Source organism: Trichocoleus sp. Lan (genome assembly GCF_039961855.1).
Lineage (GTDB): Bacteria > Cyanobacteriota > Cyanobacteriia > Cyanobacteriales > FACHB-T130 > FACHB-T130.
Window position 1 is genome coordinate 201,346 of sequence record NZ_JAMPKA010000005.1, and the last position, 25,363, is coordinate 226,708.

16 protein-coding genes and 1 other RNA gene are annotated in these 25,363 nt (G+C 48.4%); 5 read left to right on the top strand and 12 right to left on the bottom strand.

Annotation, left to right across the window (positions count from 1 at the left end):
• Nucleotides 1–164 precede the first annotated feature (164 nt).
• The 3 genes from NDA03_RS06735 to NDA03_RS06745 form a co-directional block, all read right to left on the bottom strand.
• Nucleotides 165–4,400 carry a PAS domain S-box protein gene (locus NDA03_RS06735; protein WP_348237648.1) on the bottom strand — a complete coding sequence of 1,412 codons (4,236 nt, stop codon included), beginning with the start codon at nt 4,398–4,400 and terminating at the stop codon, nt 165–167.
• Nucleotides 4,401–4,716: 316 nt separating this feature from the next.
• On the bottom strand, nt 4,717–5,844 hold the full coding sequence (locus NDA03_RS06740; RefSeq protein ID WP_348237649.1) for an aldo/keto reductase: 1,128 nt from the start codon (nt 5,842–5,844) through the stop codon (nt 4,717–4,719).
• A 101-nt stretch (nt 5,845–5,945) separates the two neighbouring features.
• The gene (locus NDA03_RS06745) at nt 5,946–6,446 is read right to left on the bottom strand and encodes a bifunctional nuclease family protein (RefSeq protein WP_190412793.1); all 501 of its coding nucleotides are present in this window, start codon (nt 6,444–6,446) and stop codon (nt 5,946–5,948) included.
• Between the two features lie 132 nt (nt 6,447–6,578).
• On the opposite strand from NDA03_RS06745, the gene NDA03_RS06750 reads away from it, so the two are divergent.
• Nucleotides 6,579–6,749 carry a hypothetical protein gene (locus NDA03_RS06750; RefSeq protein ID WP_190439813.1) on the top strand — a complete coding sequence of 57 codons (171 nt, stop codon included), beginning with the start codon at nt 6,579–6,581 and terminating at the stop codon, nt 6,747–6,749.
• 88 nt (nt 6,750–6,837) lie between these two features.
• Entirely contained in the window at nt 6,838–7,545 is a 708-nt protein-coding gene (locus NDA03_RS06755; RefSeq protein WP_348237650.1) for a riboflavin synthase, read from the top strand.
• A gap of 41 nt (nt 7,546–7,586) precedes the next feature.
• Here the strand turns inward: NDA03_RS06755 and NDA03_RS06760 are convergent, their stop codons facing one another.
• Entirely contained in the window at nt 7,587–9,266 is a 1,680-nt protein-coding gene (locus NDA03_RS06760; RefSeq protein ID WP_348237651.1) for a M23 family metallopeptidase, read from the bottom strand.
• Between the two features lie 118 nt (nt 9,267–9,384).
• Nucleotides 9,385–10,212 (bottom strand): biotin--[acetyl-CoA-carboxylase] ligase, encoded by an 828-nt coding sequence (locus tag NDA03_RS06765; protein ID WP_348237652.1) that lies wholly within the window; start codon nt 10,210–10,212, stop codon nt 9,385–9,387.
• Between the two features lie 95 nt (nt 10,213–10,307).
• Between NDA03_RS06765 and pgeF the strand changes: the two genes are divergently transcribed.
• Nucleotides 10,308–11,099: a peptidoglycan editing factor PgeF gene (pgeF, locus tag NDA03_RS06770; RefSeq protein ID WP_348237685.1), complete on the top strand. Its 792-nt coding sequence runs from the start codon at nt 10,308–10,310 to the stop codon at nt 11,097–11,099.
• A 230-nt stretch (nt 11,100–11,329) separates the two neighbouring features.
• Here the strand turns inward: pgeF and NDA03_RS06775 are convergent, their stop codons facing one another.
• The 3 genes from NDA03_RS06775 to NDA03_RS06785 all read right to left on the bottom strand — a co-directional run bounded on the left by NDA03_RS06775 (nt 11,330) and on the right by NDA03_RS06785 (nt 17,643).
• Entirely contained in the window at nt 11,330–13,888 is a 2,559-nt protein-coding gene (locus NDA03_RS06775) for a hypothetical protein (protein ID WP_348237653.1), read from the bottom strand.
• 465 nt (nt 13,889–14,353) lie between these two features.
• Nucleotides 14,354–16,507: an iron uptake porin gene (locus NDA03_RS06780; RefSeq protein WP_348237654.1), complete on the bottom strand. Its 2,154-nt coding sequence runs from the start codon at nt 16,505–16,507 to the stop codon at nt 14,354–14,356.
• Between the two features lie 443 nt (nt 16,508–16,950).
• A complete protein-coding gene (locus tag NDA03_RS06785) occupies nt 16,951–17,643 on the bottom strand; it encodes a RibD family protein (protein ID WP_348237655.1) in 693 nt (230 codons plus the stop codon).
• 263 nt (nt 17,644–17,906) lie between these two features.
• Between NDA03_RS06785 and NDA03_RS06790 the strand changes: the two genes are divergently transcribed.
• The gene (locus tag NDA03_RS06790; protein WP_348237656.1) at nt 17,907–20,078 is read left to right on the top strand and encodes a sensor histidine kinase; all 2,172 of its coding nucleotides are present in this window, start codon (nt 17,907–17,909) and stop codon (nt 20,076–20,078) included.
• Nucleotides 20,079–20,257: 179 nt separating this feature from the next.
• Here the strand turns inward: NDA03_RS06790 and NDA03_RS06795 are convergent, their stop codons facing one another.
• From NDA03_RS06795 to rnpB, 4 genes are all read right to left on the bottom strand, one after another.
• Nucleotides 20,258–21,340: a Gfo/Idh/MocA family oxidoreductase gene (locus NDA03_RS06795; protein WP_190527819.1), complete on the bottom strand. Its 1,083-nt coding sequence runs from the start codon at nt 21,338–21,340 to the stop codon at nt 20,258–20,260.
• Between the two features lie 90 nt (nt 21,341–21,430).
• Nucleotides 21,431–22,060 carry a ribonuclease III gene (gene rnc / locus NDA03_RS06800; RefSeq protein ID WP_190527984.1) on the bottom strand — a complete coding sequence of 210 codons (630 nt, stop codon included), beginning with the start codon at nt 22,058–22,060 and terminating at the stop codon, nt 21,431–21,433.
• Complete coding sequence (locus NDA03_RS06805) at nt 21,996–23,405, bottom strand: DICT sensory domain-containing protein (RefSeq protein WP_190429667.1); 1,410 nt, start codon at nt 23,403–23,405, stop codon at nt 21,996–21,998. The genes rnc and NDA03_RS06805 overlap by 65 nt, the downstream gene beginning before the upstream one ends.
• Before the next feature lie 414 nt (nt 23,406–23,819).
• Nucleotides 23,820–24,235: RNase P RNA component class A (rnpB, locus tag NDA03_RS06810), an RNA gene on the bottom strand.
• Nucleotides 24,236–24,411: 176 nt separating this feature from the next.
• On the opposite strand from rnpB, the gene NDA03_RS06815 reads away from it, so the two are divergent.
• Complete coding sequence (locus NDA03_RS06815; protein ID WP_190412802.1) at nt 24,412–25,290, top strand: 6-carboxytetrahydropterin synthase; 879 nt, start codon at nt 24,412–24,414, stop codon at nt 25,288–25,290.
• The last annotated feature ends 73 nt before the right edge of the window (nt 25,291–25,363 follow it).

A 25,363-nucleotide genomic window follows, 5' to 3' on the forward strand; every position in this document is an offset into this window, starting at 1 on the left:
AACTAACCTTATTAATCGAACCTAGGTAACGGTCAAGCCGCCTAGAATGAAAAAATCAGCGAAGACAGGAAAAGAATGTAGAGGAAGATTTTTTCTAAGTTTGGTATATAAAGATACCGTTATTAAAATCCTTGCTATAACGGGTTAAAACTAGCCCCTGAAGCTTAACAATCCCCGCTCAACGGTAACTTAATCGTAAAGGTTGTACCCACTCCGACTTCACTTTCTACGGTGATTTTGCCTTTGTGTAAGTCTACAAAGTTTTTAATAATCGCTAATCCTAAGCCAGTTCCAGGAATATTGCCAACATTAGAAGCTCTATGGAAGGTTTCAAACAATCGTTGCCGATCTTGTGGAGGAATGCCAATTCCTCGATCTTTAATTTGGAAGATGGCTTCCCCATTGTGGCAGCTAAGTTCGCATTTTATAATACCCCCCCCTGGGGTATATTTGATAGCATTTGAGAGTAAATTGCTGAGGATGTGGCGCAGCAGTTTTTCATCAATGCAAGCTGCGAGACATTCTCCCTGACTTGAGAAAATTAGGGAATGGCGATCGCCTGCTGTTAGTTGCATTTCTGCTACAAGGTCTTGGCAGAATGTTTCTAGCTCTATCGCGGCAGGGTTAAACTCTGTCTTGCCAGCTTCATTTTTGCCAATAAGCAACACTTCATCTAACATCCCGTCCATCCGTTGAACAGCAGTTTTAATTCGATGCAGATGAATCCTTTTCTTCTCTTCTGTCCATTTAAAGCCGTAATTTTCAAGCAATCCAGCCGAAAACAAAATAGTCGATAACGGGGTACGAAATTCGTGAGAAGTCATAGAAACAAAACGGGATTTTAGTTCGTGCAGTTCCTTTTCTTTTTCCAAAGCATTGCGAATTTCTTCTTCTGCTCGCTTGCGCTGCATGAATAATCCCAATTCAGTTGAAGCGGAAATCAGTTCGATGAGTCGTTCGTCTTGTTCGCAAGATTCAAACATATAAAACACAAGGACAGCCAAAACAGTATCATCAGCAATAATTGGAATTCCTAAAGCGGCTTTTAATCCAATTTTCATTGCCAAATTTACCCTGAAATAAACTTGATGCGACTCACCGGAAACATCTCGTTGCCACTCTGGTTGTTTTGAGACCCAGACACGACCGGGTAACCCAATCCCTGGTGCAAAGGTCAAGTTCTCGCCTCCTTGCCGGAATTCCTCTAGACAAGTGGCACGGCTATACCAACCTCGACTGCATTCGAGAACGCTGTTGTCGGATTGTGGAATCCAGGCTTCCCCAAAATCCCAGCCAGTGGCTTCACACACTTTCTGGAGTGCTACGAATAGCGCTGAGTGAAAGTCTGGAGACTCAAAAATAGCTTGGGTCATGGTTTGCAGAAAATAAACCTCCTCCTCCGTTCGCTTGCGATCGCTAATATCCTCTGCAATTCCGGCAATTCGATAGACTTGCCCTGTCTCGTCCCGAACTGGAAAGGAGCGATCGCGTATCCACCGAATCGTCCCATCCGGGCGGATAATCCGATATTCGTAGTCGTCCACTTCTTGCTGGCGTTTTTCAAGCCCATCTATCACCGACTGCCGATCTTCTGGATAAATAGAATCCAGCCAAGATTCAGGCTGCTGATAAAGGCTTTCGCAAGTTTGCCCCCATACCTGCTCGTAAGGGGGACTGATATAGAGTATTTGTTTCTCATCGGGAGTCGTCATCCAGAAAACTTGCGGAATATTTTTCGCTAATTGGCGGAAACGCTCTTCCGATTCCCGTAGCGCTGCTTCTATCTGCTTGCGTTCGGTAATGTCTTGAATGGTGGCAGTACTAAATTGCGGGGCACCACTGGCAGTGCGAATCAAAGAAACGGTCAAATAGCCCCAAGCCACATGACCATCCTTGCAGATATAGCGCTTTTCCAATTGGTAAGAATCCTGCTTTCCAGTCATTAACTCTTGGTAAAGTTCCCGGTCTTGCATGGCGTCATCTGGATGCGCCAACTCACTGAAAAGCATCCCTTGTAGTTCTTGTTCGCTATAACCTAAAATTTCCCGAAACTTGGGATTACTTGCCAAAAGCCGCCCCTCTAAAGTGGTCAGGACGACACCCATGGCTTCTCTTTCAAAAATTGTTCGGAATCGCTCTTCACTTTCCCTCAGAGCTTCTTCAGCTTGTTTGCGTTCGGTAATATCCCGATCTATACCGCGATAGCCACGAAATTTTCCAGAGCTATCAAAAACTGGGACGCCACTGGTTTCTAGAACAACTCGATGACCGTTTTTGTGGATGTTGATATTTTCTAGGCAAGAGAATGGTATTGCTTGGGCAGCAATTGGCCCAAAAGTGTTCGCAATCCGGAAGGCTTCTTCCGGCGGCATTAAGTCAAAGGGCGTTTTTCCCAAAACTTCTTCAGGTTCGTAACCTAAGATGTCGCGCACTTTGGGACTTGTGTAAATATAAACAGCATTCTCATCTACCTCCCATACCCAATCGCTGGTAGTTTCCAGCAAATTGCGGAACCGTTCCTCGCTTTTTTGCAATGCCTCCTCTGCCAGTTTGCGTAGCGTGACGTGCCGGAGGCTTTCGCTGATATCCCGAATAATACTTAATAAAACTCTTTGATTGTCAATTACCCAGCTTTGGGAACTGACTTCCACTGGAAAAGTGCTGCCATCTTTGCGGCGGTGAGTGGTAGTAAATAAGATGCCTCGCTGTTCTGCTTGCTCCAGTTGTTGAGCGATCGCTGTATGAGTTGGAGGATCTCGCAAGTCCTGAATGTTTAAGGCAACAATCTCTTCGCGTTCGTAACCGTATGTCTGAATTGCCGCCTGATTCGCTTCGATAATTTGCCCTTGATTCCCAATAAACAAAACAATGTCACGGGCATGTTCCGATAGCAATTGATAATGCTTTAAGGTTTCTTGAGCGAGCTTGCGTTCGGCAATCTCTCCTTGGAGTGCCTGGACAACATCTTCTAGCTCAACGGTACGCTCTTGGACTCGGATTTCTAACGCCTCATTTGCCTGCCGTAAGGCTGTTTCTGCCTGCTTGCATAACATCGTCTGCCGCTGCCTTTCGCTGATATCTGCGGTACTGCCGTAGTAATAGAGAACGCCATCCTCTATGGCAGGTCTCGCTGTAATTTCAAACCAGCGATCGCCTCTATGAAGAGTGTGAAAAAGATAAACAACCTGATAGGGTTCGCCTTTGGTAATTGCTTCCCAAGCTATCCGAATTGCTTCTTGGGATTCATGCCCTAAATCGACTCGATCGTCCCAAACTTGATAATTCTCAAAAAATGCCTGTGTAGAAATGCCACTGAGTTCGGTTAGAATATCGCTGGCATAGATAAACTGGGTGGTCGCAGGGCAGAACTTCCAGACAAAACTGGGCAGCATATTAAAAATTTGATTAATCTCGCCAGCACTTCGCTGAAGTAACGCTTCAGCGGCTTTGCAGTCTGTGATATCTTGCAATGCCCCCAAAACCCGAATAACTCTTTGTTTTTGCTCATCCCATTGCGATCGCGCATAATTTCGTAACCATCGAACTTCACCGCTACGGGTCACGATCCGGTGTTCGCTAATCTCAGAGGAACCAGAAACTAGGTTGAGAAAGTTTTGCTGAACTTTTAACCAGTCGTCGGGATGAATAAGCCGCCGCCAGCCATCAAGAGTGATAATTTCCGCGAACGTGTAACCGCTAACTCGCAAAAAGGTCTCTGACACCCATTCGGTTGTCATTTGACCGTCAGGGGCAACTGTTAGGCAATAGGTAAACTCAGAGGTCAGTTCTGAGATAACGCGATATTGTTCCTTACTGTCGAACAGTGCTTGCTCTGTTTGCCTACGGCTGGTAATGTCTTCAACGGTGCCTTCGTAGTAAAGTAGCTTGCCACTGCGATCGCGCACAGCACGGGCATTAGAAGAAATCCAAATGCAACTGCCGTCGGAGCGATTAACCTGAGATTCAAATCCCGTTACGGCATCAGTTTTTTGGAGTAACTGGTACAACTCCAAATTGCTCGCGTGCCAATGAAGATTGCCAATAAGTTCATTCGGTGAGTTGTAGCCATAAATGCGTGCCAGCGCTGGATTCGCATTCATATAGCGTCCATCGTCCGTAACTTGATAAATTCCCTCAACAGTGTTCTCAAAGATACGGCGATAATTCTGTTCGGATTGTTGCAATTGTAAGCCAGCGCGAATTAGAACATACAACAACCCGCTAATAGATAGAATAAATCCCCACTCTTTCAGCGTCTCTAACTGGATTAAAAACGCTAAATTCTTGCTCAGTAAATTAAGTATTTCATTCCCAGAAACAATATAAATAATGCTAATTAATATATAAATAGATACAATTCTGCGAACTAGATTTTCTGTAGAGGTAAGCTGATTTTTCATGACTACCAAATATAGTTATGGAATATTCAAAGCCCACCTTCTCAAAGTCAAACTTTAAACCAACCTTAACCAATGGATTAGCAAAATTCTTTTTTAAGCTATTTTACATAAATCAATGTGTCGGTAATCCAGATCACTAAACATCTTAACAAGTATATATCTTTAGATAGGTGTAAAACTTAAACCAATAAGCTAGAGATACTGTTCATCGTCGGAGTGATAACAGCATCAGGCAAGGGCACAAATACCCTGTCCATACATCCTGGTTGCCTTAAAATCTGTTCACGCAACTATCTTTACGCAACTACCGTTACGATTATTCCCAAAGCCGACGCCTAGGTTGTCCATTCAGACGCTGGTGAGAATCACGCAAAAGCGCTGGAATGTCTAAATGTTGAGGGCATCGGGGCAGACAGTCACCACAGTCAGTGCAGCGATCGCCTTTCATCCCCGGAAACCAGTGACCGGCATTTTCAAACATTCGGTAGCGGTATTGACCATACGCTGTCATGTCATAGGCAACCGCTAAATTACGCAGGCGCAATATTTCTGGAATATTGATGTTTTCTGGACAGGGCAGACAAGCGTAGCATTGACTACATAAATCTGGAGAGATTGCGCCTAAATGAGCTTGTAAGCGGTCGAAAACAGCAATTTCCTCCGGTTTCAGCGGTTCATCGCGCTCAGCAACCGCTAAACATTCCGTTAATTCGCTGGGGTTCGCTGGGCCAACACTGAGCGTGGTAATGCGGCGATCGCTCAACAAAAACCGATAATTTAGTTCTAGGGGTGAAAAGGGATGGCACAGATGTTGAAGCGTTTCCGGTGGCGTGTAGAGTAGCCCCCCCTTATCCGCTGGTGAAATAATAAAAATTCCCATATCCTTTTGGTTGGCTAACTCAACCGCCGGGGCATGGCGCTGGAAAAAGTAATAATAATGCAGGTTGACGAATTCAAATAAATTGGTGTTAATCGCCGCTAGAATCACATCCAGCGGTCCGTGGGTAGAGAAGCCAACGTGTCGAACTCTGCCATCTGCCACGGCTTCCTGCACCGCCTGCATACAGCCTCCATCCACTTGCACCCAGTTTAAATGTTCCCTGGTGTTAAGGCCATGAATCGCCAGACAATCCACAAAATCAGTCTGGAGGTTCAATAGCGACTCATCAATCCACCGACGCATCGTATCGGCGTCGCTGCTTGGGGGAAGTTTGGTAGTGATATAAAGCTGTTCTCGCGACTGGGGCAATCCTGCGGCTAAAGCGGCACCGAGATATTCTTCGCTTTTGCCGTAACCCCTCGCGGTTTCTAAGTGATTAATTCCACAAGCAACGGCTTGATGCACCGTCTGGTAGGCATCTTCAAAGGAAGCCAGACAGCGCATCGTCCCGCAAGAAAACACTGAAAGCGGTAAATTTGTTTTTCCAAACCGCCGATAACGCATAAAAAGTAAAAAGAAAGAGCAAGAGACAGCCGCGATCGCCCAAGTAAAAAGTTCATTTTCTTGCTTTTGGCTTTTGTCTTTTTACGTTTGCCCTTGGTGTGCTATGATTCCGTGCTGGAGCCTCCTCGCTGGATCAAATCTTCCGGTCGAAGCTTCGATACAAAATCACGGAAGGCTCGGCGTTCTGCCTCATCGGCATCGCGATCGACAGGGATAGAAGCATCAGCAATGACTTCTTCCATCACCCAAATCGGACTGCCAGTGCGGATGGCGATCGCGATCGCATCACTAGGCCGAGCATCAATCTCCTTTTTTACCTCACCCTGCCGGACACTCAAGATCGCATAAAAGGTATTGTCCTGAAGCGAGTGAATAATGATCCGCTCTAAGGTCATATTCCAAACGTCCAGGATATTCACCAGGAGGTCATGAGTCAGGGGACGGGGAGGGGTTTGTTTTTCCAAAGCGCTGATAATTGCCTTTGCCTGATCTTGCCCAATATAGATTGGCAAGGCTCGTCGCTCCGAGGCATCTTTGAGCAACACAATCGGGCTGCGCGTCACGGCATCTAATGCAATTCCAGCGACTTTCATTTCAATCATCAGCTTGGCCTCTAGAACACGGTAGGCGTCGGGGGGGATAAAGCAAAGCTATAAACTGGTACTGGAGGTAGTGGGGTTTAACAAACACGCTTGCGGTTCTAATCACCTTACCAAGCGAAGGTACAACCAGCTATGAAGACTTGGTTAAGTTGGGATCAACAAAGCTGTATCTCCCAGTATGCCTCAGTCTTAGAACGATTCGCTGGAGATTTTACTAAAAAATATAGACCGATTGCCTTCATCCCTTCGCTGGTTGTTCGCTATCAGTTATCAGTAGGTCGAAATCCGATTAATTACATCTAAAAGCAAGTTGTTTTTCGGTTTTTTCACTGAATCATGAGCGACGACCGTTTGCCAATGACCGTTATTTACCTAATTTCACTTAAAAACAGTGTTTACCGGATTAATTCAAGCTCTAGGAACTATTAATTCTCTGGGAGAAGACCGTTTTGGGCTTTCCTGCGTGAGAGATACTTGTCAGCTGATACTGTCAGATTTAGCGATTGGCGATAGTGTGGCGGTGGATGGCGTTTGTCTGACGGTAGAGGAAATTTCGCCTCAAGGCTTTGTGGCAACCGCTTCTCCGGAAACTCTCAGTCGCACCACCTTAGGACAGCGAGAACAAGCCGCCGCATACGTGAATTTAGAAACCTCTCTCCGGGTTGGCAGCAAGCTAGGAGGACATTTTGTGACAGGTCATATAGACGGAATCGGCTGTCTGCAAGAGTCGGTACAAACTGCTACTTCCTGGGAAATGCGCTTTGAGATACCGGCAGCAGAGGATGGGGAGCAACGCCAGATTGCTCGGTACATTATCCCCAAAGGCAGTATTGCCGTTAATGGGGTGAGTCTGACGGTGGCAGATTGCGACCCTGATGGAAGTTGGTTTAAGGTGGCGGTGATTCCTCATACTTATGCCGAGACAAACCTACCTTATTTACAGACTGGCAGTTTGGTGAATTTGGAAGGAGATATTCTGGGCAAGTACGTGGAAAAATTTCTGCGTTATCCAGCACGAACATCTGAGCAGAATGCACCCGCTACGATCGGGATGGATGGAATTACACCCGCTTTCTTGGTAGAACACGGGTATCTTTAGAAATCAAAAATTAAAAAAGATGAATTTTTAATTTTTAATTCTTAGCTGCCTGGTTGCGGGGTTAACGGAGCCGATGACGCTGATGGAACGGAAGGAGCGGAATGGGCGGTTTGCAAAGCTTTGATCATTTGCGCCAGACCATATTCCAAGTAGGCATCTGAGTCCACCGCCATCCAGCCTTCTTGCGTTAGCTGGCGGATTTCAAAGTGAAGGTGGGGACCTGTAGAATTGCCGGTACTACCAACCCGCCCAATCACGGTTCCTTGTTCGATCTGTTGACCGGGTTGAACCAAAATTTCCGACAGGTGAGCATAGAGAGTTTCTTGGGTTTCGTTGTGTTTGAGGACAACAGCTTGACCATAGCCGCCCATCCAGTCAGCGATCGCAACCTTCCCCGCAAAAGCTGCCAGAACGGGTGTACCCAGAGGTGCCCCTAAGTCAGTACCTGCATGGAACCGGCGAGTGCCGGAAATCGGATGCGTCCGCCACCCGAAAAGCGAGGTAATTGGCGCAGGAATCGCCAGTGGGAATATTAAGCTGGTATTGCCGTTAGCCAAGCCCCGGAAAATGGTCGGAATCGGGGCTTTGTATTCGGGCACATTGAATGGAATAGAGCTTTGGCTGCTGCCAACGTTATTAGCAGCGATCGCCGTCGCTCGAGTAACGGCAGAGGAACCCAAAGACCTGGAGCGACGACGGTTAATTGAGCGAATGCCTTGAGGGCGATCGCTTCTTGGGCCAATTGCGACAGGACTTGCAGAGGCAACCAAGATTTGCTGACGGATCTCCCGTTCTGGCTGGTTTACCGCCAAACGGGCGCGGCTGACTCTACGATTCGCCAACCCAGAGGTCCGTAATGCTTCCGGTACGTCTGTGTCACTTGCGTACTCTCTACGGGTTCTGGTCGGGTAGGTTAATCTAGCAGTTTCCCTTAGACGGTTGGTGTTCCTAGAAGGGATCCGTGCAACACCACAGCTTCCACCAGATAAACCTTGCCCGCTCTGCAAGACTCTTTGACATCCTGTTGACCGTTCCGACAGCACAACGGCAGGTGGTTCATCGTAAGAACGAATCGGCTCCTTGCCTCGACTCGTTGCACCAAGACTATAGTCAGTCGGATCGATATAGCTATTGTTGTAGTCGCTGGAACTCATCCCACTTTTTTGGGCTTTGCTTGGTCTAAGCTTGGGCGGCTTCACATAAGAAATCGTGTTTGGCTCCACCAACCTAGGAGGAGCAAGTTTTGCTCTTTTTGGAACGGCGACCGAAGTCTCTGGTGCTGATACTGGAACCGAGCGACGACGGACAACTGCGGGTTCTGGAGCAGAACGGCGACGGCGACGGACAGATGTTGTCTCTAACGCACGCTGACGAGCCAATTGGCGACGACGGACACCCGATGAAGCGTTCTCTGCTGCTGGAGCCGAGCGACGGCGTACAAAATTTGGCTCTGGTTCTGGTTCTGGTGCTGAAGCTGAACGGCGACGAACAACAGTCCGCTCAGTCCCTTTTTTCCGGGGGTTAATCTCCATTTTTACAGTAGGCGGTGCCTCTTGAGTGGTAGGCGTGCCTATTGTGTCTATGCTTGGATCGCTTTGTGCCCAAACAAAGCCGCTGCTGAGGACACCAAGACCTCCAATCCAACTGAGTCCCTGCACCAGCAGTGGACGGCGGCAAAACAGACCAAACGGAGTACAACTAGGGTGGTTTCGCTGGCTCATTTCCGAATCACTCCTCATCTCACTCACTCTATAAAGTCATACTGGTTAGTGTTTTTGGTATAAAGACATGGCTATCGTCTCTACCCCATCCATTTTCACTTCCAGAGCTTGTGTAAAATTACTGATCGTAGCCAAGACTGATTGTACCGGGCTTGAGGCAGATTTCCTCGGCAGCGGCTAAAGAGTTCAAGCGGACTTGAAGTTCGCCGGTGGATGCGACACCCACAATGACTCCAGCGCGTCCGTCTACGATGACAGAACGCCCCTTGCAACTGAGAAGCTCCACGTAAGCGGGAAGTAGGGCGTCTATTCCTTCTAGGGAAACGTGTCGATATCCGGATAAAATACCCTGCAAAGTTATTGCCGCTAATCTTTCCAAGGCGTTAGCGAACCATGCGTGTAAGGCATTCGCTTCGATTGGCTGCTGCTGCAAAAAGGATTCCAGATTGATGCCAGTTTCCGGGACTGGATTCGCCCAGTTAATTCCCACACCCACAACGGCTTTGGTAATCCGTCCTTGTTGCACTCTAGTTTCGGTGAGAATGCCCCCTAATTTGCGTTTGCACAAGATTAGGTCATTCGGCCATTTAATCAATGCTGGGATGCCGTAACTCCGCAATGTGGTAGCAATTCCCCAAGCGCTGCATAGGGTCAAATGGGCGCTATTGGTTGCGACTAAATCGGGAGCGAGCGCGATAGATAGGTAAAGTCCGCCTGTACTGGATTGCCACTGGCGTCCCCACTGACCCCGCCCAGCGGTTTGCTGAAGGGCAATGACAACGGTTCCCGGTGTTGCTCCTCGATCGAGCAGTTCCCAAAGGGTTTGGTTTGTGGAAGGTAAAGTCTCAAAAATATGAAAAGAAAGCGGTAGAGAAATATCCCCTAAAAAGGCTTCCAGACAATGCCGATCGAATGCCACGGTTGCTAACAAATTGATTCGTAGCATAAGTTAGCATAATGTCACCGATATTTCAGGAGTTCCGAATGGCGATGCTTTCCCGCACCAATTTGAACCTGGGCGCAGGAGAATCACAAACTTCTATAAATACCTGGCACTGGCGGACTTGGGAAGGATTGCCCTATCTAACTTGTAGCTTGCTAGAACGCTGGTCTCACGGATTTTTTACTCAACAATTTTCGCCCCGTTCTCCGGCTGAATTAGTCAACGTTTTACAGCCGGATGCTAGGGTTTATCGAGTGAAACAGGTGCATGGCAATACGGTGATGACGCCCTCAGAGATCGAAGCGGCAACCAGTGAAGGCCAAGAGGGGGACTCACTACCCCCCGCTGATGGGATTGTCAGCGAGCAGGTTCAACAGGCAGTGTGGGTGTGCAGTGCCGATTGCACCCCGGTTTTAATCGCCGACCCCCAGACGGGACAGGTGGCAGCGATTCATGCGGGTTGGCGCGGGACGGCTACCCGAATTGTCCCCCAAGCGATCGCCCGTTTCCTAGCTTCCGGCAGTCAACTCCAAAATCTGCTGATTGCGATGGGTCCCGCGATCGCGGGTGATGTCTATCAGGTGTCTGTGAATGTGGCATCTGAAGTCGGAGCCAGCATCTTACCAGATAAAGATCCGCAGCAAGATGCAGAATTCATTATTGATGCCTTGCAGCAGTTGCCACATTCACCGTTATTAGAAGATTCGCAACCAGGACGGGTGCGACTAGATGTGCGGCGAGTCAACCAGCTGCAACTGAAACAACTGGGAATTTCTAACGAACAGATCGCGATCGCGCCTCACTGCACCTACCAGGAACCAGACCGTTTCTTCTCTTACCGGCGGGACAAGCTCAAAAAAGTCCAGTGGTCGGGAATTGTAAGTAAATAAGCTGTTTTATTGTTTAGAAACGGGGCGCACGTTGAACGTGCGCCCCGTTTGTTGTTTGTGGATATACGTGCCAAAAAAATCGCCTCCAGTCCATGACTTGGAGGCGATCGCTATACGATTGGTCTAACTCAAACTAGAACACCTTGTTGTTGGTCTATTTTCCTGTTTTCAGGAGCATGAGCTAAACCTTTGTCTTCAAACAGATAGCGCGCTATCTGTTTGAGTTGTGACTATTGTTGAGTAGCAGGGGCTGTTGTATCGCTGGATGGGGCAGCATTTAAGCCTTCTGTACCACCTGTGGTTGGAGTAGTAGTCGATGTGCTGGCGTCATCATCGTCGCCATCATCATCGCCATCATCATCGCCCTCGTCATCGGCTTCAGGAGTCGATGTGTTCGCATCATCGTCATCGCCATCGTCATCACCATCATCATCGCCATCGTCATCACCATTGTCATTGGTGTTGGTGTTGGTGTTGTCGTTAGTGTTGGTGTTGGTGTTGGTGTTGGTGTTGGTGTTGGTGTTGGTGTTGGTATTGGTATTGTCGTTAGTGTTGGTGTTGGTGTTGGTGTTGTCGTTAGTGTTGGTGTTGGTGTTGTCGTTGGTTTCAGCGCCAGCGTCACCTTCCACGTTAGTAACCTGCTCGGTTGAAACCTGACGCAGACCGACCAACCCAAAACCTAGACGGCTTTCTGGTCCCACTGACTGATAGGCTGCGACTGCCCGACCTTTCTTCTGTTTGTAGGTACCGAGAGCCAGACCTCGGCTATTTTGGCGCACAACCAGCAATCTTTGCTTGCCACGACCTTTCTCCACAAAGACTCCAACAGGGCCACTAGACGTGGAAGCAACGTTGTAGACCTTATTAGAACTTTGGACGAAGGAATTAGACAGAGAAATCAGATTGAAGGTTGTGCTGTTGTAAATGGTGATAAGCGATCCGCCGTTCCCCTCTGCGCTAGTGCTGGTACCGCTGCCGCCGCCGCTACCACCTGTACTACCAGTGCTGGTGCCGCCGCCTGTGCTGCCGCCTGTGCTGCCGCCTGTGCTGCCGCCGAAGCTACCACCGCCGCTGGTGCCGCCGCTGCTACCTGTACCTATGCTGCCACCACCGAAGCTGCCGCTAGAGTTGTTGATGACGGTGTTAAAGTTACCATCATTTTGGAAGATGAGGTTGTAGCTCAAGCTTGTTTTAGAACCAAAGCCTGTGTTTTGGCCTGTAGCTGCACCTGCACCTGTCGAGTAGGAGCTGCTGCTGCTCTGGTAAGAGGTATTGTTCGTAGCAACATCGTATCCACTTGTTCCACCCAATTGGCTGGCAACTGCACCAACAGTGAATTGGGTACGACCTTGACTTTCACCTTTGAGTTTGAAGGCGTTCGATCCTTCTTGCCCAAATTCAAACTGGGTTTTGCTGTTATCGCTTAGATAGCCAACCGTGGTGTTGCCATTTATCGAGGTGATGCCATTCCCTTCGCCTGTAACTTTGAACTTGATGGCAGAATTGCTAAAAGCGCTGGGATTTGTCAGCTCAAGCTTAGTGGTGCCACCGAGTTTAATATCTGTGCCAACTCCGGTGCCCTCAATCTTGAATTTTTCGCCTTCAATTTTGAATTTGGTTTGAGCATTATTGCTGCTGAAGGCTACCTTGTTAGTGCTGCTCAAGGTTTGTGCGTCGCCGGTGCCGGTGCCATCAGCACTTGTAATTTGACTACTTGTTTGTGAGTCGTCGCTATCGGTTGTGGTTGCAGTGTCAGTATCGCAGCCGCAGGGAGTTTGAGTACCTGTTTGCGTGCCGGTTGCGGTTGTAGTTGGGCTAGTTGTGCTGGTGCCGCCAGTTGTTGTGGTGCCATCCGTTGACGTGCCGGTTGCGGTTGTGGTGCCGCCAGTTGTGGTGCCGCCAGTTGTGGTGCCGCTAGTTGTGGTGCCACCTGTTTGCGTCCCGCTGCCGTCAGTTGTGGAGCTTTGAGTTGTATTAGGCTGATCGGAAAAAGTGCTGCTTAAGGTTCCGAATCCTTGCCCTTCCAGCTCAAATTTTGTTTTTTGTCCCAAGCTAGTAGATGGAGGAAGAGGAACAGAGCTGCCTCCATTGAACTTCAGGGATGTCGGCAAACCAATATTGCCCGCAGTGAGTTTGCCTTCAAAATTACCAACTTCTAAAACCCCAGATTTGGTAGTGTAGTTAGCCTGGGACTGAGTAGATAGTTTGACGTTTGTAACAGGCAGGAAAACCAGCGGAGCCGAACCTGTCTCTTTAGGAGAAATCAACGAACCGCCTAAAAAGGCGCTGCTGGCAAAGGAATTCAGAGTAAACTGTAGTTTCGTGGGGATGTTCGAGAAGGGAACAGCCGCGCCTTGAGAAGTGAAGGCTAGACCTGATAGGGTACCGATGAAGGTACCTGTGTCATCTTTTCCAGGACGACCAACATTTCCAGCACCGACATCTTTGAAGTCTGCTGCCTGGGGTACGAAGCGAGCTGCGCTGGTGTTTCCGGAAGTTGTTTGCAGTTGCAGCGTGGTGACGGCAGCGTCAAACAAAACCGGGCTACTTGTACCAGCAGTAGTCCCAGTAGTAGTCTGTGACTGTAAAGGTGAAAAGAAGGCAGCTTGCCCTCCTAACAGACCGCCTGTGATCGATATCGACTGAGATTGAGTGCTTGTAGCGGAAGTAGAAGTCGTAGGAGCAGCAGTCGTTGTAGCCGTCTGGGCCTGAGCCGTGGGAGCTAGAGCGATCGCCAAGCCTCCAGCGATACCGAAACAAACAGCATACTTAGTTGATTTCGCAATCATGTTAGGACTCCATCAGTGAGTAGAGGACAGGGTGAATAGCAGAATCTAGCTCAATTCGATAGTCAACAGGGGATCATAAGTTTCTTCAGCATTCATCCTGAGCAAGCTCAGAACTAGAAGTATTAGAAGAGAGTAATAACAGCATCCTGATTGAATAAGCATTAGGGCGAGTGTGACCAGCATTAAGTAGAACTGGGTCATACTTGCTTGGCTTTGCTTGTGCCCGTGTTTGGATAAATGACTGTCTGGTTTCTCAACGAGTTCCCAATTTTTTGCAAAGTTTTTGTAAAGTTATTTACTAGTTTTATATACGTAAATACACTTAAAAAATTGCCCTATTTTCGGTTGCTACGAGGTTGGCGTTGAAATTACTTAAGAAGTTATTTGTAATATTTTTATAAAGTTATAAGGGAGATCCCTGAAGGAATCTCCCTGACAAAGCGATCGCTACTTTTCAGCCTACTTTTAGAAGGTAAAAGTGGTTCGGATGGCACCGATTGTGATTGTGTCGTTGTCCTGGTTGTGAAGCGGATTAAATAATACGATCACTCCTGGCGTGACCGTAATATTGTCGGAAACTCGGAAGCGGTAGAAAGCTTCTACGTGAGTTGTACTTCCTGGCTGACCGCCTTCATCTCCAAAGCCACCCTCACTAATAAAATCAGGGTAGTTTCTTCCAATTGGCAGGTCACTACTGGTAATTTTGGGCGGCTGACCGACATAAATACCGCCGAGGTTGCCTTCACCAAGCAGATCGGGGAAATTGAGGTAAGCCATCCAGTTGAATGTCTCTACATTTCCTGATATTCCTTGCGGGTCAGAAGTCGTGTAGCCGCCCCAACCGCCAATTGTAATATTGGGCGTTGCTCGGAATTCTAAACTGGCACCAAAAGCATTCGTATTAATCGGTCCTCTGCCTGCCGGAGTCGGTAAGAGAACCAAATCATCGCCAACGCCAGTCCCCAATCTTCCAAACGGAGAGTAAGAGTTGACGTATTGCAGGGCAATATCAAGCGTATTCAGCGGCGATACAACTAACTGCAAGCCAGCTGCGGTTTCTCCATCTTGTCCACCGCCGATACCCCCACGAAAAGCATCTGCGGGTCTGCTGGCAGAGTACACGCCTTGTAAACTAATCCGTGGATTGACTTGCCAGTCAAAGCCTAAGCCTCCACGTCCCCCGGTATTAATAATTGGGTTGCGTTGAGCAAAGCGGGAAAGTGGCCCTTGACCGGCACTTTCTACGCGGTTTGCTCCCCGGAAAACGTTCACTGGGTTGACCCCTTCCGGACCGATGATGAAGGCAAAGTTATTACCGATTAACTGACGATAAGTTAGGTCGCTCAGTACAATGTCGTTTCCAGTGTCTCCTTCATATCCCAAGAAAACCATGTCGTTATTGAGCAAACGAGGTCCCGAATTTCCAGAACCCGCTTGCAATCCAGTCAGTAGCAGGCTGCGAGGACTGAACTGGGTGAACAAACTTAACTGGACGTTGCTAATGACGTTGGGATTTGTATTCTGGTCTTCTAATCGGTTCCCAGTTGATTTTCGGTTCAGGAACAACTCAAATTCATTCTCATTGCGTCCCTGAACGCCGACAACTGCCTGTCCAAATAGCTTCGTCGTGGTTGAGAACTGATGGCTTTCCAAGAAGGCGGTACGACCTTCCAGGTTATCTACCCGCGTCCGCAGGGTCGCCAGTTCCGGTCCAAACTCATCAACGAGTCGTCGCAGGGTTTCTAAATCCGCTTCGGTAGCTGCATCAGCCGAACTAGCGGCAATTAATTTCTCAATTTGCTGGAGACAGGCATTCACCCCTGCGGCAAATTCATAGCGACTGAGTGCCCGGTTGCCGCGAAAAGTGCCATCGGGATAGCCTGCAATACAGCCGTAACGCTCTACAAGACTTCGCAATGCTTCGTAAGCCCAGTCGCTTGGTTCCACATCGCTCAACTGGGACACATTGGTGACTTGATCCAATGGGTTGGCTTCCATGTCCTCTGGGTTTCCCATTTCCAAAGGATCGCCCGCTGGAAGCACTTGTTCGCTAGCCTCTTCAGAGGGCAGCGCTTGAGCTTGCAGGGTGTTGGGATTGCTAACAGTTGCTGCGTCTACAAGAGTGCGAACCTCTTTTGTTGTTGCAGATGCAGTGAAAGATGTATCCAAGCTGCGACGGCTAGCAGACAAAATAGGAGACTTTGTAGTCGAAAATTTTGGTAAACTAGCTGCCGGTTGCAACTGGCTTGTTTCAGTTGGGGGGGTTAAATTTACCGCAGTGGCAGATTCTTGAGTTGCCGCTAAACTAGGCGAACTTGGTGCCGATTCCGTCTGCGATGCTTTTAGTTCTGGCAGTACATTCGCCGATGCGAGTGTTCCCTCGGATGCAGCTGCCGCCAGCGAATTTGCTGTCGTTTTTGCCTCGGTTACATCCGTTCCTGTCGCTAAATCTGTAGATGTCGAGAATCCCTGAGTTGAAGACTGGACTGCCTCAGCAGCTGTGGTTGGGTCGATATCGGTGGCTGCAATCGCCGGGGAGAGGCTAACTGCTAGTAAGCCAAAGGCTGTAAACACTAGCGCTGAGGATGCTGTTTTCTCTATTCTCCACTGGGATTTCACGGGTCTAAAACTCCTCAAAACACACCATACTTGCTGGAATTCTACAACAATATTGTGTCAGTCGCTACTAACGCTTTGGATTCCTTTTCATTCGCTAGGGATTGAGGTTGGCAGGTGACGTTTACCCAAAAGGAAAGTTCCTGGCTGAGTTTCTTTTTTTTTATGATTGCTGACAAAGAATTGCTCCTAGGGATTAACGGAGAAGCAATTTTTCTACACGGAGGTTTGATACTCCCCGCCTAATTACTCAATGTCATGTGAGACAAGTGTGCGATCTCAGATGAGCACAGCCGAAACAGGCGCGATCGCTTCTTCTCGGTCAAATTAGTTTATAAATCCTAACAATGAGTGTCTGAGCGATTTTCATCATTATTTCTGTTTCGTCCGTGCAAGAGAGATTGTGCAAATAATTGTCAACTTTCATCTACAATTACCAAATTCAACTAACGCTGCCGCCGGTAGTGTAGAAAAACTTCTTGCTCAATCGACTCGACTGACAAGAGTTCTAGCCGAGGTGCAAAATCTGTCAAAAATCCAGAACCTTCTACCGGCGTCGGTGCTGTCGCTCCTCCTAAAATTAATGGACAAACCGTGAGCCAGAATTCATCGATTAAATCAGCCGCTACTAAAGCACCGACGAGTTCCCCACCTCCTAGGACAGCTAGATGTTCCAAACCTAGCTCCCAGAGCTGATGAAAAGCCGCAATCCAGCTAATTCCATCGGTCGTCGCCTCTACTTCTAGAACCCGCTCAAATTCTGAGCATCCTTGCCAGCGCTTGGCACCCGCCTCTCCTGTAAGTAACCACCGAGGTACGGGTTGACTAAAAAAGCGCCATTGGGAGTCGAAATTGGCTGATTGAGAGCAAACAATTTGGACTGGTTGGGGCGATCGCCCTCTCTGTTGTCGCCAGTCCAGCAAATCGGGATTCCTTACGCTCAGCGTCGTACCGTAGGCACGGAGAGTACCCGCGCCAAATAAAACCCCATCTGCTTGTGCAATTTGTTTTTCCAGGTGCGCCAGATCCGCTGGAGATGAGAATCGGGCGCGATCGCGACGAATATCCGCAATCTTGCCATCGGCACTCATTGCCAAAACAACTGTCGTAGAAGGGCGTTTCCAGACAAATCCCGTCATTGCTACTGGTCGCTCAAATATTTAATTAAAGTTTAAGAATTGCTTATATTACAGGAATTAGTGTAGAGATTCCACAAAGTCAACCTTTCCAGAGTATACGGGGATCTGGAACCGTTCTAGGATGGAATGGATCTGTCAAACAGTATCGCTCTACCAACACGATTAACCCAGAAAAAAGTAGGCTAATCAATACCCCCACTCTGATGGGGTGATTTTTGAGAATTCTTGCTATTGGGTTTTACACCTCAAATTAGAGAAGTCCTATGGCTAAGCCGGGTCAATCCTCCTTCCGTCGCATCCTGCTGTCACGCATTTTGCTTTTGAGCGTCCCGGTACTGCTGATGGGGGTGTATGTAACCTACAGAAAAGCACGATCTAGCATACTGGAAACCGCTCGCCAAAATCTTACCGAAAGTGCAGTGAGAAAAGGAGAGAGCATGAGCGAGTCAATTAAAGCGCTCTCTGCCAACTTAGTGACTGCAAGTGAAGCAGTCGTACTGCAATCGCGATCGCCAGAAGCGCATCAAAAATTTTTAAATCAACTCGTCCAACAATTGCCGACGCAAGTCCAGTGCATTCAACTCATCAATGTCGAAACGGGAAACATTACTGCCAGCACTTGTGGGAAAGAACCCATTAGTACGCTAGATACAAGTCGCTGGCCCCAGCAGCAAAAGGAATTACTGTTAGACACTTCCAAGGTGCAGGTGAAATCGCTGCTTCCAGGCATCTCCCCCCTGAATTCAACCGTAAAAGAGAATCAACCCAGCCCAAAAAGCCAACTAAGATTAATTTTCAGTGCGCCTGTTTATGACAGCACAGGTTCTCTGCGTTATGCCCTGAGTGTCCAATCAGCTCTGCTGAAACAAGAGCGTGCCAAACCAGGGTCTCTGAGTGGCTATCCAGTGGTGATTGACCAGGATGGAACCATTTTGGCCCATCCGATTACCCAACGAGTCGGAAGAAATATTAAGCAGGAGGCAGATGGAGAACGGCTCGAAACTGTAATGAAAAACGCGATCGCGGGTAGAAATGATTTTCTGCACTTGTTTTCTTTCGAGAAAAACGGTGTGGAATTACTCGCAGGGTATACTCCGATTCCCAGCCCGATTAGCAACCAGCCAGATCGCCAGTGGGTTATCTTAGCCGTCACTCGCTTAGATAGTGCCTTATCAGGTCTAAAAGAAATTCAACAGGTGCTGGTGATTCTGACATTTGGCTTAATCGCCGCTAGCCTGCTGGCAACGCTGTATATCTCTCGCGAACTGGCGCTACCATTGGAGCAATTGAGAGACTATGCTGGGTCGAAAGGGCACTTTCACTCTACAGATCCAGTTCCTCAAAACTTCAAAATCCGGGAATTCAATCAATTATCGGAAGCCCTCGATAATATGGTGGAGCGACTGAAAGCATGGGCAGAAGAAATCGAAACAGCCTGGAAAGAAGCACAAGCAGCGAACCAGCTGAAGAATGAGTTTCTAGCGAATACTTCTCACGAGCTAAGAACTCCCTTGAATGCGATCATTGGTTGCATTCGCCTGGTACGCGATGACTGCTGCGATGACCGCGAAGAAGAGATGGATTTCTTACAGCGAGCGGATGATGCAGCGATTCACCTCCTGGGAATCATCAATGACGTTCTGGATATTGCCAAAATTGAAGCGGGTAAGCTTTCCGTCGTCATGGAGCCAGTCGATCTGCGAAAGTTGCTTAAGGAAGTGATTGATTTACAGGCTGTTCCGATTCAGCAAAAAGGTTTGCAGTTTAATACACCAGATTTGCCAGAATCGATTCCTGTTCGTACTGACCCCGCAAAACTCAAGCAGGTGCTGCTAAATGTGGTTGGCAATGCGACTAAATTTACTGAAAAAGGCAGCGTTACGATTACCACCCGGATAGAGACCAGTTATGGCAAAGAACAGGCAGTGGGGAATTCTGTCCCTCCTAGCTCTCATTTATCGAATGGGGTCGCTCAAGCCGCGACAGTGAGTCATGAAGAACAAGCAAAAATCCAGGCGGCGGCATCTGTGGGCAATGGGCAAGAAGTTAGAGGAGAAGATGCCTCTAGCATCTCGAATGGAGCTTCTAACATTTCTCGAAGCCTTCTAACAGGAACTACGAACTCTCTCAAAGAGCGTCTCGTCCCTTCTGCGCGTGTTGTTGTAACAGTTCACGATACAGGGATTGGTATTGATCCGAATCAACAGCATAAGCTCTTTCGCCCCTTTGTCATGATTGATGGCACGACGACCCGGAAATTTGGTGGCACAGGTCTGGGACTCGCAATTTCTCGGAACTTAATGGAACTGATGGGAGGTAGCATTACGCTATCAAGTGCAGGAGCTGGTCTGGGCACAACCGTGGAGATTGCCGTGCCCATGATTGATACTTCAGTGTTGCCAACTCTTGAGTCTACGAATGCGGCAAAAAATTAAGAATTCAGCTATCTGTTTGACTGCGGAATGAAACCCACTCCTCGTTGACGAGGAGGGGTTTATAGAAGGCATCTCAATGGTGAAAATTTACCTCAGACTCTTTCTTCAATCTCTCTGTTTACATACAGGGAGACGTAGGATTTCGCGATCGCCTTGAAAGAGGAAAAATTGAAGAAGCTTTAATTTTTCACGGACTGGGGAACTGTAACCGTCAGTCCTCCCTGTTGTAAAGATTCGCTCAGACATCGAAGAATCTGTACCAGCTGGGCACCCACCCATCCCGAAGAAATCTCTGAAGATTGGTTCTGGTGGATACAGCTCAAAAAGCGATCGCAAACTCGCCCTAAAGGTTCGCCCGGTTCTATGCTCAATACTTCCCGGCTTTGATTGGCGGGCGTATAAGGGCCAGCACTGGTCTTTTCAAAGCGTCCATGCTGAATGCTTAGCGGTGCCTCTGCTTGTAACTCATCAAAAATCAAAGTTCCCTCACTCCCCACCACACACAGGCGACGCTGTTTATCAGGATTCAGCCAGCACAGATGAATGAAGGCTTGAAAGCCGCTAGGGTAGGTGAGTGTCGCCCAAACAAGGTCTCTTAAAGGATGAAAAATCAGGGATGAGGGAGGAGTCTGAGAATTGACTTCATCTTTGATTCCGGCTTCTTGGTGCAAAAAAACGGTGCCGCTGGCTTGCACCTGAGTTGGCGTTGCCTGAAGCCAATTGTTGAAAATATTAATATCGTGGATGGCTAAGTCCCAGAGTGCATCAACATCCTGGCGCACAGGGCCTAGATGGGTACGGGTGGCGTAGCCATAGCGCAAATCTCCGAGAATTCCAGATTGGACAGCGGTTTTACCGCGTTCAACCGCTGGGTGAAACAAATAGGTGTGGTCTACGAAGAGTTGCCGGTGCTGTTGTTCTGCTAATCGGCACAGTTCTATGGATTCAGACGGATCGAGGGTGAGCGGTTTTTCTGATAAGACGTGATAGCCTTGCCGGAGAGCATCAGCGATCAAGGTGTAGTGCGTCGTGGCTGGGGTTGCGATCGCAACTGCCTCGACTTCCGGCATCTGCTGCACCTGGGACCATTCGGTTGTTAGCAGCACGCTGTCATCTAACTTAAACCGTTCTCGAAGTGCTTCCAGGCGCTCCTGCTTCGGGTCTAATACCGCGACCAAGCGGGATTGAGGATGCTCTAGGAAATTCCGCACGAGATGTACACCCCAGCGTCCAGCCCCCAACACAGCAATTCCAGTTTTCATCGTTGTTTATTGTTCGTTGTTCATTAAAGACTGGCTAATTGTTCTTTGTCATTCCCCATTAACCAGTCTTCAAATTAGCCATGAACTAGGCTAATTGCTAATGGCTAAAAAAGCTTCCCTCGCCGCAGCTTGTTCGGCAGCTTTTTTAGAATGTCCCTTGCCTTGACCCAATCGACGCCCTTGCAGCCAAACCTCGGCGGTAAAACGTTCTGGATCGCCGTGAATTCGTCTGGTTTCCTCGACTCGATATTCTGGCAGCATTTGGTAATGACCTTGCGTCCATTCCTGGAGGGCGTCCTTGTAGTTTTGGTAGGCTGGGTCTGTCCGAATTTCGGATGCCAGTTGTTTAAAATGAGAATCTAGCCACGGACGCACTAGTTCTAAGGTATGCGTACTCAGGTACAGGGCACCCAACACCGCTTCAAAGGCGTCTGCCAACCGCGAGGTAAGACCTGCTTTGTCACCTGCTGCACTTTCAGAAATTAACAGGTAGCGATCTAGTCCGTAACTATCTGCAATACCGGCTAAGGTGCGATCGCTCACCAGTACCTTGCGAATTGCCGAAAATTCACCCACAGAACAATCAGGATAAACTTCCCATAAAAATTCAGACGCTGCCATCCGCACTACCGCATCCCCCAGGAACTCCAATTGCTCATAGTTCGCCGTTGTCGAAATTGTGGGGTGGGTGAGCGCTAAGTTGAGGAGCGACCACTGCACTGGTACCTGCGGTGGAAGCCCTAACTTTTGGATCAGACTTTGCAGCTGCTTTTGACGAGGAGGATAGCTGAGATTCATGGGAATGCGTTGGACTTAGGGGAACCCCAATCATTTTTGCAACATCACTGAACAGCGCCTCAACCTGAGCCATCAGTTCTCGTTGAATTGGTAAGAGGTGGACTTCTTCCCGGAGTTTTTGCTGCAAATCGCGCAGGCGGGCGATGGGTTGACGCAACTTGGAGATTGTCTGCTCTAAGTGTTTGGCACGTCTGAGTTGTAACACGACATCCCCGCTGAGCTGGGTCTTCTGTTCGATGAGTACCGCCAGCATTTTAGCGATCGCCATCACAGTCTGACCGTCTTCCTCATTCCATTGCTTTGGTTCTCTACCACCAACCGTCACCACACCGTAAACGCGACGACGACCTTGCAGCGGCGCTGCCATTAGCGTTTGAGCCGTGGGCATCAGGGGTTCCATCAAACCATTCTGGCGCACATCTTCAACATAAATCAATCTACCCTCACTGATTGCTTTACCGCTAGCTCCATCGCTAATTCCGACAATTGGTTTGTTGGTACTGATGTTGCCTGCTGCGGAAACTACCATAAAATTGTCATTGTTCAAGTTGAGGGCGATGACGGCATCGGCGGCACCAAAATTGGTAAATAATATCTGCACCGCATCTCGCAATATACAAGGCAAAGGCTGATACTGCGATAGAGCGGTGGAAAATTTATGCAAGGTAGAAAGCTGCACCCAACGGCGGTGACTCGTGAGTTCGGCTTCTTTAAGCCGTCCCAGCAAGCGTCCATTAATTTCGGCAATGTGGGCACTTTGCTGAACGTAGTTTCGCGTTCGGATCGGCTGGTAAAACGTCCCCATAACTTGGGACATCAGCAACGAAACCCGCGCCACTACCTCTTCATCGTAAGACCACAGCCCATCAAAGCTTTGACTACTGCTGTTGCGTTCTGGCCCTTCCACAGCTTGAGTCAATACCGCCGTCCAGAAATCGGGGGTATCAACCAGCCAAAACCGCTCCCTGGACAAGGCTGAGTTAGGCTCAAGCCCAATAAATTCGATTCCCGGAATTTCGGGCGGATGAACGTCGGGAACACCAAATATAAAGACCCGCCGACATACCTCACCTAAGTAACTATATCGACGGAGATGTTCAAGGAAGTGAGAGAAACGCTGGAAGCCAGCAAACAAATCAACCGGAAGTTTGTGGTTGAGCAACTGATCTTCGAGGAGATCGCCGATAACGTTCATCGTTGCGATCGTGTGAATACCACGCAATTCTTGGTATTGGTTCGCAATCGAGCGGAACAATGATATGTCCACTAAGCCACCCTGATTAACAAGAGTTCAAAATCGTGTAAATATCGCTTCTGGCAGACAGATTACCGCTAAATGTTACGGGTGGCTATGCAAAATTTCTTGAAGTCTTGACTTTTGTGACTGCATCAAGAGAAAAACAAGCTCATTTTTACATGAAGCTTCACTGAATTTATTAATTAAATTGATTTAGCCTGAGAAAAGGATTACTTTTCCGACCGCTCGTCCTTGCAGCCTCTACTAGCGCGATCGCGATCGCCAACTAACACTGGGCTTTGCTCGTCCTGTTTTGCCGGGAAGACTCGATAGGCGATCGCTCAATTTACCCAATTTTTCAAATGCCTGTTGAGCCGGAGAGTTTCTCGAGCTAGACTCACCCTCGCCTCTCTAGCTCTTGTTCACAACAGTAAAGCAATTTAAGGGAGAGAGTCGGTCATAAGCCGGGTTCTGTTCTCCACAGCAGCAGTGCCGCTGGAAGGGCGGTTATCTATCTGGGACGCCTGTTACCAGACGCCTCAAGCGGTTTTAAAACGGAATCGGAAAAAGACCAACCGTGATTCCCTACCTTGCTCCCAACCGGGGTTTACCGAGCCAGCGCCTCTCGACGCTGCTGGTGCGCTCTTACCGCACCTTTGCACCCTTACCGGGATAATTAAACATTAAAAATTCTTCATTTTGCATTTTTAATGTTTAATTATCCCGGCGGTATCTTTCTGTGGCACTATCCTCACGGTCGCCCGCACTGGGCGTTACCCAGCAAGTTTGGTCTTTCGGGAGCCCGGACTTTCCTCAGACTCGCACAAACGGCAAATCTGCAACCACCTGCGCCTACTCTCTCCCGTTCTTCAGTGTGGCATATTCAAGAGCTTTAGAGAGCGAATCTTCGCTTTTGAATTCTCACTTTGCTGATGCAGTTTTTCAAGAAAGATTGGAGATCCCCGCCTAAATTTCGATTATCCTGAATAAAGGGAATGATTTACGTAACTTAATAATTCTGCTGGTTACTGGACTTATGAGATGCATCATCAACCGCCGCGCTCAGTTTTCGGCGAGCCACCGTTATTGGCTGCCAGAACTGAGTCAAGCGGAGAATATACAAGCGTTTGGTCGCTGCACTCAGTCGCCCGGACACGGACACAACTACGTTTTGTTTGTCTCCCTTGCCGGGGATCTGGATGAGTATGGCATGGTGCAAAACTTGTCTGAAGTCAAACGGGTGATCAAACAGGAAGTCACCAGTCAGCTAGACTTCTGTTATCTCAACGATGTGTGGTCGGAATTTCAACAAACCCTGCCCACTACAGAAAACATCGCGCGAACCATTTGGCAGCGTCTAGCACCTCACTTACCGTTGGTAAATATTCAACTATTTGAACATCCCGAACTCTGGGCTGACTATCAAGGAAACGGAATGGAAGCTTATCTGACAATTGGTACCCACTTTAGCGCCGCTCACAGACTGGCTCATCCGAACCTCAGTTACGAAGAGAACTGCGAGATTTATGGCAAATGCGCTCGTCCCAACGGTCACGGGCACAACTACCACATGGAAGTAACAGTTCAAGGCGAAATTGATCCGCGCACAGGGATGATTGTAGATTTAGGAGCCTTAAACAAGGTAGTAGAAGATTATGTGGTTGAACCGTTTGACCATACTTTCCTGAACAAGGATATCGCCTACTTTGCCCAAGTTGTTCCCACCGCTGAGAATATTGCCATTCATATCCGGAATCTTCTGCAAGAGCCTATCCGGGAATTAGGGGCAAAGTTGCATAAGGTAAAACTGGTTGAAAGTCCGAATAATTCGTGTGAAGTATACTGTAGCGAAACCGCTCAAAACTTAGCGGGAATTCAACAGAGCGATCGCTCTCTAACGCCTGTATCTACTTGATGTTTTAGCCGGGAGGCGCAAGTTTTTAGAAAATGTCGGGAACAAACCCGCTATCGATTTGCGTCTACCGAAT

Bases quoted from the DNA above. Each gene is read 5' to 3' on its own strand.
- NDA03_RS06740 (WP_348237649.1), bottom strand. From the start codon at position 5,844: ATGCGTTATCGGCGGTTTGGAAAAACAAATTTACCGCTTTCAGTGTTT.
- NDA03_RS06775 (WP_348237653.1), bottom strand. From the start codon at position 13,888: ATGATTGCGAAATCAACTAAGTATGCTGTTTGTTTCGGTATCGCTGGA.
- NDA03_RS06745 (WP_190412793.1), bottom strand. From the start codon at position 6,446: ATGATTGAAATGAAAGTCGCTGGAATTGCATTAGATGCCGTGACGCGC.
- NDA03_RS06735 (WP_348237648.1), bottom strand. From the start codon at position 4,400: ATGAAAAATCAGCTTACCTCTACAGAAAATCTAGTTCGCAGAATTGTA.
- NDA03_RS06815 (WP_190412802.1), top strand. From the start codon at position 24,412: ATGAGATGCATCATCAACCGCCGCGCTCAGTTTTCGGCGAGCCACCGT.
- NDA03_RS06760 (WP_348237651.1), bottom strand. From the start codon at position 9,266: ATGAGCCAGCGAAACCACCCTAGTTGTACTCCGTTTGGTCTGTTTTGC.
- NDA03_RS06765 (WP_348237652.1), bottom strand. From the start codon at position 10,212: ATGCTACGAATCAATTTGTTAGCAACCGTGGCATTCGATCGGCATTGT.
- NDA03_RS06790 (WP_348237656.1), top strand. From the start codon at position 17,907: ATGGCTAAGCCGGGTCAATCCTCCTTCCGTCGCATCCTGCTGTCACGC.
- NDA03_RS06750 (WP_190439813.1), top strand. From the start codon at position 6,579: ATGAAGACTTGGTTAAGTTGGGATCAACAAAGCTGTATCTCCCAGTAT.
- NDA03_RS06795 (WP_190527819.1), bottom strand. From the start codon at position 21,340: ATGAAAACTGGAATTGCTGTGTTGGGGGCTGGACGCTGGGGTGTACAT.
- NDA03_RS06785 (WP_348237655.1), bottom strand. From the start codon at position 17,643: ATGACGGGATTTGTCTGGAAACGCCCTTCTACGACAGTTGTTTTGGCA.